At 43.1% G+C, this 15,781-nt stretch carries 12 protein-coding genes; 3 read left to right on the top strand and 9 right to left on the bottom strand.

All coding sequences use genetic code 11. The features are described from left to right. Positions 1–73: 73 nt before the first annotated feature. Genes PSU78_RS06920 through PSU78_RS06910 form a run of 3 tightly spaced genes read left to right on the top strand, consistent with a single transcriptional unit; the run spans position 74 to position 2,614 of the window. Entirely contained in the window at positions 74–859 is a 786-nt protein-coding gene (locus PSU78_RS06920) for a thiazole synthase (protein ID WP_300386211.1), read from the top strand. Next, positions 856–1,239, top strand: a complete 384-nt coding sequence (apaG, locus tag PSU78_RS06915) for a Co2+/Mg2+ efflux protein ApaG (RefSeq protein ID WP_300386208.1) — start codon at positions 856–858, stop codon at positions 1,237–1,239. The genes PSU78_RS06920 and apaG overlap by 4 nt, the downstream gene beginning before the upstream one ends. Before the next feature lie 43 nt (positions 1,240–1,282). Beyond that, the gene (locus PSU78_RS06910) at positions 1,283–2,614 is read left to right on the top strand and encodes a murein transglycosylase A (protein ID WP_300386365.1); all 1,332 of its coding nucleotides are present in this window, start codon (positions 1,283–1,285) and stop codon (positions 2,612–2,614) included. A gap of 91 nt (positions 2,615–2,705) precedes the next feature. Here PSU78_RS06910 and pqqA read toward each other — a convergent pair whose 3' ends face one another. The 9 genes from pqqA to PSU78_RS06865 all read right to left on the bottom strand — a co-directional run bounded on the left by pqqA (position 2,706) and on the right by PSU78_RS06865 (position 15,713). Continuing rightward, positions 2,706–2,777, bottom strand: coding sequence for a pyrroloquinoline quinone precursor peptide PqqA (gene pqqA / locus PSU78_RS06905; protein ID WP_012777389.1), 72 nt, complete (start codon positions 2,775–2,777; stop codon positions 2,706–2,708). Positions 2,778–2,917: 140 nt separating this feature from the next. Continuing rightward, entirely contained in the window at positions 2,918–4,549 is a 1,632-nt protein-coding gene (locus tag PSU78_RS06900; protein ID WP_300386206.1) for a hypothetical protein, read from the bottom strand. 68 nt (positions 4,550–4,617) lie between these two features. Further along, positions 4,618–5,979: an MFS transporter gene (locus PSU78_RS06895; RefSeq protein ID WP_300386203.1), complete on the bottom strand. Its 1,362-nt coding sequence runs from the start codon at positions 5,977–5,979 to the stop codon at positions 4,618–4,620. A gap of 58 nt (positions 5,980–6,037) precedes the next feature. Continuing rightward, positions 6,038–7,417 (bottom strand): DUF3999 domain-containing protein, encoded by a 1,380-nt coding sequence (locus PSU78_RS06890; protein ID WP_300386200.1) that lies wholly within the window; start codon positions 7,415–7,417, stop codon positions 6,038–6,040. 31 nt (positions 7,418–7,448) lie between these two features. Beyond that, positions 7,449–10,286 carry a DUF2339 domain-containing protein gene (locus PSU78_RS06885; protein ID WP_300386197.1) on the bottom strand — a complete coding sequence of 946 codons (2,838 nt, stop codon included), beginning with the start codon at positions 10,284–10,286 and terminating at the stop codon, positions 7,449–7,451. Between the two features lie 30 nt (positions 10,287–10,316). Beyond that, complete coding sequence (locus PSU78_RS06880) at positions 10,317–11,549, bottom strand: amidohydrolase family protein (protein WP_300386194.1); 1,233 nt, start codon at positions 11,547–11,549, stop codon at positions 10,317–10,319. A gap of 25 nt (positions 11,550–11,574) precedes the next feature. Next, positions 11,575–13,203, bottom strand: coding sequence for a YiiX/YebB-like N1pC/P60 family cysteine hydrolase (locus PSU78_RS06875; protein ID WP_300386191.1), 1,629 nt, complete (start codon positions 13,201–13,203; stop codon positions 11,575–11,577). 26 nt (positions 13,204–13,229) lie between these two features. Then, positions 13,230–15,362: a bifunctional acyl-ACP--phospholipid O-acyltransferase/long-chain-fatty-acid--ACP ligase gene (aas, locus tag PSU78_RS06870; RefSeq protein WP_300386189.1), complete on the bottom strand. Its 2,133-nt coding sequence runs from the start codon at positions 15,360–15,362 to the stop codon at positions 13,230–13,232. Between the two features lie 45 nt (positions 15,363–15,407). Next, positions 15,408–15,713, bottom strand: coding sequence for an ArsR family transcriptional regulator (locus PSU78_RS06865; RefSeq protein ID WP_300386186.1), 306 nt, complete (start codon positions 15,711–15,713; stop codon positions 15,408–15,410). Between the last annotated feature and the right edge of the window lie 68 nt (positions 15,714–15,781).

Genomic DNA, 15,781 nt, shown 5'->3' with positions numbered 1-15,781 from the left:
ACAAAATAGTCGCTAGAATTTCAGCCAGAACACTGCGTTAACCACTAACTATCATGTTAAAGAGGATACTAAATTGTTAGATCTATTAAAAATAGCAGGTAAAAGCTATCAATCTCGTTTGTTAGTGGGCACTGGTAAATACGCAGACTTTGCACAAACACGCGCGGCGATTGATGTGAGTGGCGCAGAAATTATCACGGTGGCGATACGCCGTACTAATATTGGCCAAAATGCTGGCGAGCCTTCTTTGCTGGATTTCTTGCCACCAGAGGAATTCACTTATCTACCTAATACCGCAGGTTGCTATTCTGCTGATGACGCTGTGCGCACATTGCGCCTAGCAAGAGAGTTGCTAGATGGTCACAAATTGGTGAAGCTAGAAGTATTGGGCGATCCTAATACGCTATACCCGAATATGATAGAAACACTCGCTGCAGCTAAAACACTGGTAAAAGATGGCTTTGACGTGATGGTGTATTGTTCGGATGATCCTATCATTGCCAAACAGTTAGAAGAAATTGGTTGTTGCGCTGTGATGCCATTAGCGTCTTTGATTGGTTCAGGCATGGGCATTTTAAATCCATGGAATCTACAAATTATCATTGCTAATGCGCAAATTCCAGTACTGGTGGATGCTGGCGTGGGTACGGCTTCTGATGCAGCCATTGCTATGGAGCTTGGTTGCCAAGGAGTATTGATGAATACAGCGATTGCCGCAGCGCGTGATCCAGTTTTGATGGCATCCGCCATGAAAAAAGCGGTGCAAGCTGGACGTGAGGCGTATTTGGCTGGGCGTATGCCTAAAAAATTATATTCAGCAAGCCCAAGCTCTCCATCTGAAGGCTTGATGACAAAATGACCACGGATAAGCATTACGAATGCACCGTGTCGGTCGAAACGGAATTTCTTGCAGATCAATCAGATATAGCACGGAATCGTTACGCTTTTGCTTATCACGTTAAAATTGCTAACACTGGCAACGTGGCTGCGCAGCTGATTAGTCGTCATTGGGTGATTAAAGAAGCGAATGGTGAGCAGCAGGAAGTCAAAGGTTTAGGCGTTGTTGGCGCGCAGCCTTTATTGAATCCGAATGAGCATTTTGAATATACCAGCGGTACTGTGTTAAGTACGCCCATGGGTGAAATGCATGGTACTTATCAAATGGTGGCAGATGACGGTACGCAGTTTGATGCTGAGATTCAGCCATTTGTACTTAATATGCCTAGAGTTTTGCATTAGTGTTGAATTCTCGTTTAGCCTCTAAAGTGATAATAATCAATTGATAAAAAGAATTACAACACTTATTTTGATCGCATTTATTAGCGGCGGGCTGACTGCTTGCGCTAGTAAAACTTTAAAGGCAACTCCGCCCACAAAGCCAATCGCTAAATGTGACTGTAGCCCAAATAAAAATCCTGTTAAGGCGCCTGATACCAGCCCTGTGCAAATTATTGAACCAGATAAGCCAGTAATAGAAGCTAAGCCTATTGACGCAAAACCTTCAGACATCAAGCCTGCTGATTCTAAAATTGCCGATTACGGTTTATTAAAACCTGCGCTATGGGAAGACGTTGACGGTTTGGGTCAAACAAAACAAAATTTATCTGATTTGAGTTTATCTTGGCCAGCTTGGATGCAAAGTTGCAGCGCCCTCATTAATAAACCTATGTGGCAAAAAGTTTGTAATGCCGCCACACAACTCAATAATCAAACAGCCAATAAGCCGAGTTCAGAGGCCATTCTTGCGTATTTCAAACAAAATTTCTCTGTCTATAGAACGACCAATATTGATGGTACAGATAGCGGATTAATTACAGGCTATTACGAGCCAATACTCAAAGGTAGCCGTTTCAAGTCCGCCAAATATGCCAACCCTCTGTATCAAGTCCCCACCGATTTGGTAACGGTTGAATTAGATAGCTTGTTTCCAGAACTGAAATACAAGCGCGTACGTGGTCGCTTGGTAGGTAATAAATTAGTGCCTTATTACAATCGTGCTGACATTGAGTCAGAAGCGGCGCCGTTAAAAGGTCGTGAGTTTATCTACATAGATGACATCATCGATGTTTTTTATTTGCAAGTTCAAGGCTCAGGGCTCGTACAGCTAGAAAGTGGTGAGCAAGTGCATGTTGGCTATGCAGATCAAAACGGCATGACTTACAACTCTATCGGCCGCTTGCTGGTGGAACGCGGTGAGCTAACAATGGCCAACGCCTCCATGAATGGCATTAAAAATTGGGCACGCAACAACCCAACTAAACTTCGCGAATTACTCAATAGCAACCCAAGTTATGTGTTCTTTAGAGAGCTACCCGCAGGTTTGCCAGGCCCGCTCGGTGCGCTTGGCGTGCCTATTCTGGGTGAACGCGTTGTGGCGATAGACCCCAAATATGTGCCTTTAGGTGCCCCAGTATTTTTATCTACAACCGAGCCCAATAGCGCCAAGCCATTAAAGCGTTTTATGATGGCGCAAGATACAGGCGGTGCCATTAAAGGCGGCGTGCGCGCTGACTTTTATTGGGGTGATGGCAATGAAGCAGGTGCTAAAGCTGGTGCCATGAAGCAATCTGGAAAGATTTGGGTATTTTTACCGAAAGAGTTTGTGATTAAATAAGTGTAAATTTGATTTATTAGTCGCAAGCGGTAGAAAATAAAAAAGGGTGCATAAAGCACCCTTTTTGCATAAGCCTAAGCTTATTTTGAAACTATTTATTCATTACGTACATTGTAACTTCAAAACCGAAACGCATTTCAGTAGCAGCTGGTGTAGTCCACATAATAGTTCTCCTTTTTAGATTAATTTCGTATCGCATTGCTGCTTAACGTTTAGCTACTATATGCCTGTAGAGAATTAATGGAATGACTAGAGTCATGAATGACAGCTAATGAAATTCATTAGATTTAAATTAGCTGACAGTTAATTTCTCGCTCTGCGCTTTAGCAGTTTACGGATTAGCCAAGTCAATCCACCCATAATAAACATCAATACAGCGGCTATTGGTAGAGGGATCAATGATGGTGATTGTAGCTTTAACGCCGCGCCATCTTTAAGTCTTTCAGGTAGTGGATTTGGCGTTGTTGGTACAATTTTCCATTGGCTACGGTCAGCAGGTGCTTGCTGCAGGTATTGGTCAAAGCTATACACAGGTGCTAAGCCAAAGGCGCGGCTAGAAGGAATTTGCGGAATCCGTACAAAATAAATCGCTTCAATATCTTCGCCAATCTGGCGCATGAAAGGCGTAGTTGGGTTGTGGTCGGTGTAAAGCTTTCTTGACCACTGATTGGCACCTAATAATAAATCTTCGCCAATTGCATCAAATGTAACCGCTGGAAAAAGACGCGTAGTTTCGGTGTTTAGATAATCATAAATCGCACGACCTTTTGTTAAGCTCATCTCAGTGGCCGCTACATAAAAGTAGGCTGCCGAGGCTTTAAGTTGGCTTTCAACTCCGCGCATTGGAATGTTCCACCCTAGTGCTCTCAGTGTATCGATGCTGACGCCTGCGCAGTTGTTGCGAGAGTGGTCATAAACAAAATCGTTACGATAGAATTGGTTATAAATGCGGTTGGTTGTAGCCTGAAATTGTGCAGGTACATTGTCGTTTTTAAGTACAGCAACCAGCATATAAGAAGGGCGATAAAAGTTTTGACCGCTATTAAGGTCGGTCAAGTATTTATCCATTGGCGTAACGCCTGCGATGATGCCTTTTTCGCTATTCGAGGCAAGGTTGTAATAGTTATTTACCAGCCAACGCGAATAGTTGCCATCAGTTTCCATTCGGCCTGTCACAACAGCAAAATGGCCGCCATGCGCTTCGTCGTCATCACCTTGTGCGCCGTTCAGCATAAATGCGAGTACGGCTTTTCCTGCCACTTCTTTTGCTACGCCAGGTGTTTTCTCCCACAGCAATCTGCTCTCGTACGCGCTTTTGGCGCCACCATTTTCATATTGAACTAAGCTTTTTAGTGATTCATCAGCTTTCAATGCATTAAGATTTGCATTGGCATCAATTTTGAAATCAAGTGGCCAAACTGTGCGCGCGATAAAACCTTTGTCGGTTAACTCGCCACGCAACCTGACATCACGTTGTTTAAAAAACTGTAAGGTGCTGTCATTCCAATAGGATAGATTACTTGGAATTTTATCAATAATGGAAAATGGACTGGTTAAACCTGATGCTTCAGTCAGCATCGTTCCGCTATCATTCAGTCTTGCATGTGGAATCACATGCTGCGAGCCTAGCCAGATCAAAGGTGGTAAAGCATTATTATTTTGCTCGTTTATGGCTTCTTGCAAACTAAATGCTGTTTTTGAAAACCCTGCGATAGGCACGCCTTTTTTAGGTACTGCGATAAGTTCCTTTTTAAAATACCAGCGTGCTTGTGGAATCGTGGCGCAGTCTTGGCATCGCCCAGTGGTGATTTCAATATTCTCGGCAGAGTAAAGACCGAGTAAACCATCTTCAATAGCTAGAGTAGGGCTGGCTTGCGTGTTAAGGCTGAATAACAAGAATGTTGGGGCAATGAGTTTAGATGTAATTTTATTCATTCGTGAAAGCAATTTGGTTAATTAACTGACTATTGTTTTGAGCGTGTTGTTTTGCATCGCCGTATTAGTTAACGTTTAATCCATGCGATAAATGTTTTGAAATATTCAGGTTGGCGAATGCATAGGTAGATAGTCACTAATACATTAAGCAATGCGGTGGCTAAAAATAACTGCGGGATATTCAGACCTTTTCCCAATAACAATATAGAAAAGCCTGCTGAAACGACCATAAATAAAGCATTCATAATATTGTTAGCAGCAATTACGCGTGATTGATGACTTTTCTTAGCGCGTGTTTGAATTAAGGCGTAAAGAGGTACGATATAAAGCCCGCCAAAGAAGCCTATTAAGGCAATATCCGCCAGCAAGCGCCAGCGTGCTAAAGACTCATGGTTAAAGCTGTAGACCTCAGGGTTGTAGGCATGGCTGTAAGTGATGAAAGATTTGTAATCGAACATCGATTTAAGATTCACGGTTTCATGGAGGTAGGTGCTGGACAAATATAAATCTATGCCAAATAGTGTGAGACCAATGGCACCGAATACCACTAAACCTACTTCTAACTTGCCTTTAGATAGCTTTTCGCACATCAGTGAACCAATGCCAATGCCGATTGAAAAAACAGAGAGCAGTAAAATAAAAACACTTTCATTGCCTAGCAAAATGTCTTTGGCAAAGTTGGGAAATTGCGCCAATAAAGTCGCGCCGTAAAACCAGAACCAAGAAATGCCAACTATCGCTAGCCATACGGTTTGGTCTGCCCAAATGAATTTAACGTTTTTTACCGTTTCGGTGATGGGGTTCCAATTGATTTTAAGACTGGCATCTGCTGCAGGGGAGTTGGGTATACCGCGGCTGCTAAAATAACCTAAAAAGCCAATGGTGATAATGGCGATGCTGGTGAATAACTCGTGATGTGCAACAGTGGCAAGTGAAGCACCTAGCACTTGACCTAATAAAATCGCCACAAAACTGCCCATTTCTACCATGCCATTGCCGCCAATGAGCTCAGTTGCTTTTAGGTGTTGTGGCAGGTAGGAATATTTTACTGGGCCGAAAATTGTTGAGTGCATGCCCATCATGAATAGCGCGGCAGCGAGCAGCCAGATATTATGCAAAAAGAATCCAGCGCTGGCAAAGGTCATAATGCCTATTTCAAATACTTTTACATAGCGAATGATTTGCGATTTTTCAAACTTGTCGGCGATTTGCCCTGCGGTGGCGGAGAACAAAAAGAATGGCAATATAAACAACCCTGGCAACAAAGTAGCAAGCGTTGCGCCATCAATACTACTTAAGCTTGATGCATGAAAAGCGACCAAGGTAATGAGCGCGGTTTTAAATACATTATCGTTAAATGCACCTAAAAACTGTGTAAAAAAGAATGGGCGAAAACGCTGCTCACTCATTAATGTAAATTGATTGCTCATAGATAGATCCCTATTTTCTAGTTTTTATATGCTTTTATATGCTTTTATATGCACGCGCTTATTCTTTGGTGTCAGTTTTAAGTAAAGAGAATGCCATGCCAGCTAGTAGCAATACCCCTAAAAATAAACCACCCCACAATAACCAGCGTTTGTAATCGATAGGCGCAGTCCAAGTGTTGGCGGCTTGTTCAGTTGTTTCGTTGTTAGCACTCACTTCCATCGTAAGGCTTGAATTAGCTAGCGCTTGAACTTTTTCAATCTTGTAATCTGGAATTAAGCTAGTGATAGAAAGGTTGTTAACAATACTTGGTTTTTCGCCCACATGCAGTGTGAATGGCGCCTGTCCGCGGGCGTTCCATACGACTGTTGACGGCAACCAACCTAAAGATAATGTCGGATTTTCTGAACCGATGCCGCCGCTAGACTGATTGAATTGCAAGCGCCAATAACGCGCTACAGTTGGGGATAAAACTACGTCTGGGCTAGTGAAAGCTTTGCCTTGTTGCATCAAGCGATACACTGATGCGGTAGTGAGATATTCCCAAGGCTCGTTAGTATTGTTACGCACCTGAATGGTTGCATTGGTAATCGTGTTATTTTGCGGCAGTTTGATTTGCAAATAACTGGCAGGAAAATGCCCAGCAGATTCAAAATCAATATTCACTAAACCATTTTTAGTGTCTTCGCTGCGTTCTATCAATTGAATAGTTTGCAGCACCAACTTAGGAGCGATGCTTTGTACTTTGCTATATTCCGCACTTGCTTTTGTCAGCTTAAAGCTAGCACTGTTTGGTTCAGTGGCGCGAATTTGTAAATAACGTGCTTCGCTTGGGCTATCGAGCGAAATGGTATTTTGTAAGATGCTGCTGTTTGCATTGCTAGTTTTAAGTAATACTGCGTTACCTGCATGCGACCAGGTTTGTAAATCTTCACTTGTGAGCACTTCTAAGGTGAGTAATTTGCCGTCAACGCCTTGCCAATCAACCGAGATGGTTTCTAAGGGCATATGTTTTTTGCCAGCATCTAGCAGATAAATTGAGTTGGTATTTTTGCTAGCATTCGCTATGTCATCGCTTGAAACAATATCAATTGAAGTGCTTCCCGTGCTTTTCTGTAGATGAATTCGCAATTCATTTGGGTTGTCTAGAGCACTTTCTTTAATCGGATAAATAATCAGCGGTTTGCTATCTTGCTGCGTTGTAGTTTGCGGATGCAAGTCTTCATAAGGAATCAGCGCATAAGGCACTTGTTCGCCTGATGCGTTTTGAATAGTCAGGTCTTGCAGCGTGCTGCTATGCGTGTATTGATAAACCTCTTTGCTAATATTGCTTTGGTAAAACGGCTCGTTACCATTGGCTTCTAGCTTAAAACTGGCGGCCATTGCAGATGGCGTCAGCATAACGAGCAAACATGTAATCATCAGTTTATTGTTTTTCATGGGTGTATCCTTTTTGAGTACATTTTTACTTTTAATCAGCATTGATTGCCTTTTTGACTGGTGGCAATGGTGCAAAATAACCCATCACCAGCAGCATCAAACCTGCGCCAATGAATGAAGCAATGCGTTCTACCGAGCCGTGTTGCGATAAGTCTAGCAGGAATAATTTAGCCACTACCAAGCCCATTAAGGCCGCGCCGACAATCCAAATTTGGCGTTGACCACGCTTATGCGCAAGTAGCATGAGTGCGAATGCAGTAATGCCCCACAAAAAGGTGAACGACATTTGTACCGTTGAGTTATTAAAGATAGACACCCATTCAAATGGCGTGCCTACCCAATGATGCAAGGTGCGCAACAATATGCCGTTGAGCAGGGTAAAGCCCATCACACTTGGCACTATAGGCATCAAGCTTGATAATTTGCCTAAGTATGTATTTACAACGCGATGCCAGATGAATAGCAATAGCAGGACTGTAGCCAACGTAATATCGAGCGGATTAATCAGCGGTATATAAGGCAGTGGCGCTGCGTTGCCACTGGAGTTAAGTGACATGAACATAAACCAAGCGATAAGTGACGCAACCATCGGCACACAGCCAATCCAAGCCCAATTTCGCGCGCTGTGGAGTTGCTCACTTGTGAGCGTACTTTTTTTAGCAAACTGCCAGCGCGTGATACCTAATACGATGGTAATCGGAATAATTGCCCAACCAATGTCTTTCCATACGTTAGATTCTTGCACATATAGACCAAGCTGATACTGCCACTCCATGACACCTATAATTGCGCCTATCCATAACAATGGAGCGCGAAGAAACGAGCCATTTGGAATATGGTCGCGCTTAATCAGCCAGATGTAGGCGGCAAAACTACTCAGCCAACTATAAGCACCGTAATAAGCAAATGGGTGTTTGCTATCAAACGCAGCTAAGAAAAGCTCCCAAAGCAGCGAGATCGTCATGGCTGGCATTAATAGCAGACTTAATTTAGCAAGCTTTTCCCATCTAAAGAAGCGCGAAACAAATGGTAGTAACACGCTAGTGATGGCGATAAATGCGAGGCTTGCGTGCATGAAATAATTACTAGCTAACAGCTCATCCACTGCGGTTAAGCCAGATGAAACCCACCATAACCAGCCCCACAAGGCCAATATTGTAGTCAGCAATGAGAATTTTTCAGGACGCAACTTATTCCACAACGCACCGCAAGCCCAGCCAGAAAGCGCGATAAAGGCGACACCTAAATACATATTCTGGTTGGTCACACCTGTGTAACCAGTTAACCCCCAACCCTTAATAAAGGCCAGTGCCGCGAGTATTTGTAATGCCAAGCCTGATAATGTTGGGAAAGTGCGATTTTGACGTAAACCCACCCACAGCAAGCCTACACCTTCAACCGCCCAAGCGGCCGACGTCCAACGCCCATCTAAAGCAAGTGGTAGAGTAAGCGTAATAAAACCTATGCCGAGCGCTAAAAAGCATTCACCCAAAAATTTAAGTGTTTCGAGTTTACGTTTGAACACCCACCAAGCTAAGCCAATGTAGAACAGACCAAGTGCTAACGCGCTATAAGCAAGGCCAAAATGCGAGTCTCTCAGCAAAGCATATTGCAAACTAAATGCCACTAATGGTGTGCCAAATACCAAGGTGGCATCCACATAATCACTCGCTTTAGTTGCTTGGCGATGAGCGAATAACACCGCAATACCAGTAAACAACAAAAAGAAAATAATCAGGAATGGTTCGGTGGTGGAAAAGTTATCTGGCACATAACTTTTTGCACCCCATAATGTGCCAATGATAAACGTGAAAGCCCAGCCCAGCACATTAAGCGGACGCCAGCTTTTATGTAATGCAACATAGGCAATAGCCAGATTTAACACTAGGTAATAGCTAAATAATCCCACATGGCTACCATGCCCTGTTGATGTCAATACAGGCGCTAAGAAACCACCTGCAAAGCCCAGTACGGCGAGTGGCATGGCTGATTGTTTGACAGCGATAAATGCTGAAAGGAAAGCGATTACAACTAGCAATGGAAAAGCCGCGCCTGCAGGTATAAGTTGATACAGCTTTAACGCGGCAAAAATCGTGAGGTATAAAATACCAATGCCGCCACCCTGTAAAGCCCATGAATACTCAGTACGTTTATCACGCAAGCGCCAGCCGACAACCAGTAAAGCAATGCCGCTTAAAGCCACAGCAGCTAAACGTAACTCGATAGGTATAAAGCCATTATCAACCGCAAGTTTTAGTAAAAAGCTAATGCCGATGAACAAAATGACAATGCCAGAACGCACCAGTGTATTGCCGCCAAATAGCCAATTTTTTGCCGCAGTAATGCCTTTCTCGATAAAGTTAGGTTCTAAGGGTTTAATTGGTGGTCGTGTGATGGTTCTTGGGGCAGCAGAATTTGTGGTCGAAGTGCTAACTGATTTAATAGGCGTTTCTTGCACACTAGCTGCTTGAATGCTTGGGTTTACAGAAGCAAAAGCTTGCTCAGTTATATCGCTATCAGGATTTGTGATGAAGCTGGATGTGTTAGTTTGTTGGGCTGTAGGTGCGTTTGCGACACTTGTTTCAGTAAAAGACTCCGCCACTGGATGAATGACCATGCTAGGGGCTTCAGTTTTAAGCGCAGCAACTGGCAGCGTTATGTTCTGCTGCTGGCTTTCCACGATTTTTTTCAGGGCATCCAGTCGAGTGCTTAATCGAGTGATTTCAAGATTTAACTTGCTGGTTTCTAGCTCGACCTCCCTAATCTTGGCGTCTTTATTATTAGAGGTGAATAGTGAGAAAAATCCCGCTATGCCGCCGATTGCGACAACGATTCCTAATAATCCCAACATTAAAAACAATGACTCCATGATGCCCCCTTAATCTACTTGAGAATTTGCTTAAGTATTTTTAGTATGTTTTTTATCAAACACTCTTCTTGTTTCAAAAATCTCTTTTGAAAATCCTACGCCTTGCCATTGCATTAAACGTTTCACTGCAAAATCAAACATGAGTGGATTGTAGTTGCGTAATGTTTGCAGAAATAATAAATGTGACTCTTCCAGCAAGCCATCGCGGCAAAGCTGCTTGGTAGAAACGAGCGGTAATATGGCGGGTAACGGATAATCAGTGCCGTTGAGTAAGCGGCTATGCCAGTCTGTGCGCGCTAAAAGCGGCTTAATGACCCATGCATGGTTGAATAAGGTGATGGCAGAAATTTCGCCAAAAACTAAATTTTGATAAGCAGGTGTATCCATCATGCGGGTAAATAAATCAAAACTTTTTACCGTTACATTCTGATGGTCTAAGTCCTCGTCATAGCCATCACTAGCGCAGTGCGCGAGTACTACGCGTACGCCAGAATCTAGCGCTTTGCGCATTTTTAACGGATTGCCAAAAGCTTGATTACCCACTTTCACTGCACTTTCGCGACCAGTGTGGCTAATAATTGGCATGTCTAAATCATGTAGTTTTTGGTAAAACTTAGCGCATTTGGACGAAGCTGGGTCAATATTCATGCCCGTTGGCAGCCATTTTATGGCACGAGCGCCTTCGCTGTGAGCCTTTTCTAGCGCATCAATAGCATCTGGGCGATATGGGTGAATCGAAGCGACCCATTCAAAATACTGTGGATATTGATTAGCGATTTTTGCTGCATATTCATTGGGTACATGAAATATAGAGCTTTTACTATCAGCCACACCTTGTTCATCGCGAAACCAGTCAAAAGCAAATAGCATGGTTTTATAACCGCTGGGCATTTCACCTGCTAATTGGGTCATCCGCGTAACAAAGCTAGCATCTTCATTATGTTCAACGATGCATCCACCATTCATGTAAAAGTTTTTCTGCACTTTCAAAATCGGGTGCATCCAGCTTTCCATATTAGGGTTAAACCATGCGCCACTGCCGCTATCCCCAGCGCCTATGATATGCGCATGGCAATCCCATACTTGGCTTGCATCTATGTCTGTCCAAATTTTTGTCATTAGCGGGTGATTTTTTAATTCGTCTGGTAAGCCAGATAAGCATGGGTTTGTGAACCCAGACTCAGGCCAGAGTCTAATACTCGCAACAGCACTGCCTGATAGGCCTAGTGCCGCTGTGCTAAGTAAGAACTGTCTACGATTCATGTGTGTTGAGATTAAACGGCTAGCTTTACAGAAAGCCAGTAAAAGACGCACGCACGCTGGGACGAGGGTCTTCGTCAGGCATTGGTTTACCTTTTACAAGTTTTTCATATAAAGCTAAACCATTCTCATCAAACTTGCTGTCGCTACCATCGTCAAACACTAGCTTGCCATCATGGCCAAATAAAACCAGTTGCAATGGGTCAGTCTCAGTCGCACCAGCGCGTAGGGCAATATCGTCTGGCGTAATGGCAAAGCTGCCGAGTACATTTTTAGTGACAAAATCCACTTGCGGATAGGCGATATAGACCAGCTCTGAACATACGATAGTATCGGTGGTATTAACGTCAAAATTAAAGTCGTACTTCTTGCCTAAATTGCCCAATGCAAGTGTGACGGCCTCTAATCTATCCGCCAATGTAAGATGTTTGGGGCGCAAAATCGCCACGTCATCTACATTCATAAAATCTTGTAGCTTATTGAGCTGAACGCCATTTCTTAGTGCTTCTACCACGCCGCGGCCTTCAGTGATCTTAGCAAGATTCTTTTGTACAACAGGTAAATCCAGCGCATTCATTTCACGCAACTGATCGGCAGTGCCTATGTAAATAGCTGCATGTCCAAAATGCCCTGGGATGCTTTTGTCGGTAAGTGTGAACGGTGTTTTTTCTAGCAAAATATCGCCAGGCTGTAATTGCGCCAGCATATTTTTTAACATCACGGTATCATCTTTAAGTTTGCCAGCGCGCCAGCGCACTATTCCCATGGTGTTGCCGACGACTTTTGAGCTGGTAAATTTGATTTTATTTAAACCGCGCTCTGACAAATCAACCGCGCCGCCAGCGGCTTTCACTGGTAAAGAAAAAATCTCTTTAAATACATTGCCGCCCTTTAAGCCTTTAATCATTGGGCTTTGCGCAACTTCGCGATATAGCGATTGAATAGACGGTGAACTTTGGTTTATTTGCAGTTCAATTTCAGATTTATTATCTGCAAAAAAACGCACAGCATCGTTAAACGTTTTACGATATTCAGGGTTGTTAGAGCGTATGGTTGAAGAGTCATAAAAGCCTTCTGGGATGCCGAATTCTGGATAACCTTCATTGAGTTTGCTGCGTAATAAATGATTGTTATCCAAGGCATTATGCACTTCTTTGCTATTTTCAAACAAAGTCACTGCGGCTGACATGGCAATAACGATCTCAGCCACACGCGCTTTGTCATCAATTTCGTCATCTACACGATATAACGCACTTCGATGTGATAAGGCTTGTTTGAATAGGGTATTGCGTAAGTCATGCGCCTCAGAAAGCGCTTTCGCCATGCGCAAGGCGTAAGCTGAAGGCAATGCGCCATGATGTTTTTTAATTGCCTGATTTGATTCATCCACAAAGTGAGGCAACTGTTCTCGCAGTTTTTTTGATTTATCAATGAGGGTTAATACTTGCAGGGCGTCTTGCTCAAAATATGATGTGTTATTTAAGTGTTGGTTTTGAGTATTGGGGTTTATAAGGCTGGTGGGTTTTGGTTTAGCTGTATTTTCAATTGAATTGGTAGCATAAGCAGGAGCAGCTAGTAGTAGCGATAGACCTACAACATGAAAAAGTCTTTTGTTAGGAGTCGCAATTTTTATGAGTTTTATTTTATTATATTTCAATTGAAAGTCCCCGATTGAGTGCTTATTTAAGCGGCTTCTGCCATTTTTTTAAGTGTGACGTAATCTGTTTTACCTGTGCCAAGTAAGGGTAACTCTTCTACATAAATTATTTTGCGGGCGATGGCAATTTCTGGGCTGCCTAGATTTTTAGCCACTATTTGTAAGTCTTCGCGCTTTAATCCGTGGTCTGAAGTAAATAGAATGATATTTTCACCGCGCTGAACATCGCTTTGCGTACTAGCTGCATGTTGATGCTCTGGTGCGGCTGTGCATGCGATTTTCTCAACCACTTCAAGTGATACCATTTCCCCTGCCACTTTGGCAAAACGTTTTACACGGCCTTTAATATGTATAAAGCCTTGCGCGTCAACTTCTACAATGTCTCCCGTGTTGTACCAGCCCTCTTCAGGCGGAATCAGTACGCCTGGGTTATCGAATAAATAATAACCCTTCATAACGTTTTCGCCTTTTACATGCAGCAAGCCGCCTGTTTCAATACCTGGTATCGATTCAAGTTTGTGCTCCAAGCCTGGTACGAATTGCCCAACACTGCCGTTTAAGTTAGCCATTGGTGTATTCGCAGAAAGCACTGGTGCACATTCTGTGGCGCCATAACCTTCTAAAATGCGAATGCCGAATTTTTCAGTATAAGTTTTGCGTACTTCGTCATTGAGTTTTTCTGCACCTGCCACCACGATTCTAAGTTTATAAAAATCGTAAGGGTGCGCGAATTTTGCGTAGTTACCTAAGAACGTACTGGTGGCAAAGAACACGGTACAGCCACGATCGTAAATCACTTCTGGAATCACTTTATATTGTAACGGCGATGGGAAAAGATGAAGTTTAATGCCGTTGAGTACGGGTAGTAATGAACCAGTAAAACCAAAAGCATGGAATATTGGTAACACCATCATGAATTTGTCTGTTGGGCTAAAATCCAAAATAGCCATGATTTGCGACATATTAGACAGCAGGCTTTTATGCGAATGCACAACGCCTTTTGGTTTGCCCTCCGAGCCTGATGTAAATAGCACCACTGCAGGTTCATCTGGTTTATTCACCTCCATGGCTGCACGTGGGTAATGAAGAGCGTAGCCCACCAACCAAGCACGATCTACCACACCAAAATCTGCGCGTAAATCTTCTAAATATAGCACTTTAAGGTTTTTAAGCTCTGCAATCACGCTTTCTAACTTGGCCGTTTCAATAAACTTATGTGAAGTAATGATGGTTTTGATATTGGCCGCGATACATGCGTTTTGCATGCCAGACGTGCCTGAAGTATAGTTAATCATGGCAGGTACGCGATTAAATGCACTCATGCCTAAGATAAGTGCAACCGTGTTGGTGATATTTGGCATCAGCACGCCTAGGGTTTCGTTGGCGCTACTCACTTTAGTCACAATACGGCCGAGCGCTAGACTCTTTTTAAGTAAGTCTTGATAGGTTTCTTCCGTCTCATTCATATCTTCAATGAGTTTGTAGTTACTACCAAACTTATCGATGGCATCTAAAAAAGATTCAAATAACGTGCGGCTTTTTTGAGCCTGAAATAACATCTTTTGCATAACGCTACGCATACCTTCACCCGCAATGCGGCGGCGTTGCTTGCCTGTAGGGAAGCCGTAATTAGTCGCTTTAGGCATGACGATGCTTGTGGTTGGCATCACCGTGAGTGTGACTTTTGGCAGTAATCTCCTTGGATGATGACTGGTTAATCGTCCAAAGTAAGACTCCGCCGCGCCGTCAATGCGCACAGGCAGAATAGAGGCACCAGTTTTTGCAGCAACAAAACCTGGGCCGTCATAAACCTTCATTAAGTTGCCAGTTAAAGTGATGCGACCCTCTGGGAAAATTACTACGTTTTCGCCAGTTTCTAGTAATTTAATTACTTTTTTCATGGCGAGTGGGCTGCTTGGGTCTACCGCCAAATGCGGAGTTAAGCGTAAAGCTTGTCTAAATGTCCATTTCTTTAGCACTGAAGTATGCACGACAAAAGTGGCTCTTTTAGGTAAAAACAAACCGAGTAGTAGGCCATCTAAAAAGGATTCATGATTGGCGACAATGAGTAGCCTGTTTTCTGCAGGTACATTCTCCAAACCGCGTACTTGAACGCGAAACAGAATTTTGCAAATAAATCGTAATATCTTGGCCAACATTTCAGCTCTCCCAGCTTAGTTGTAATACGTTATCGTTTTTATTATTTATATTTCGGTTTCAATATAATGCAATACGCCTTTTATAGCGCTAGTCATTAGACTTTTATTTACCCAGAAATAGACTTCTTTACCAATTTTTTCACTTTGCAGTGCGCCGCTTTGATGCAGAATTTTAAGATGATGTGTCACCGCTGTTCGACTTAATGTTGAAGCCGCTGCGATTTGCATAATATTGAGTCGTTCTTCTTTTTCAAACGCCAATAAAATGCGCTGTCTATGCGCGTCACCAAGTGCAATAAATAGGTGCGCGATATTTTGCCATTCATCAGGAATCGTTGTGATTATCTTCATAACTACATAATTAGTTATTTAGTTTTATATGTCAAGTGCTTTTATTGAAGTATTTTTATTTAGCGTTA

Origin of the sequence: Methylotenera sp. (assembly GCF_029945705.1) — a bacterium.
Lineage (GTDB): Bacteria > Pseudomonadota > Gammaproteobacteria > Burkholderiales > Methylophilaceae > Methylotenera.
This window is presented reverse-complemented; position numbering and strand designations above follow the sequence as displayed.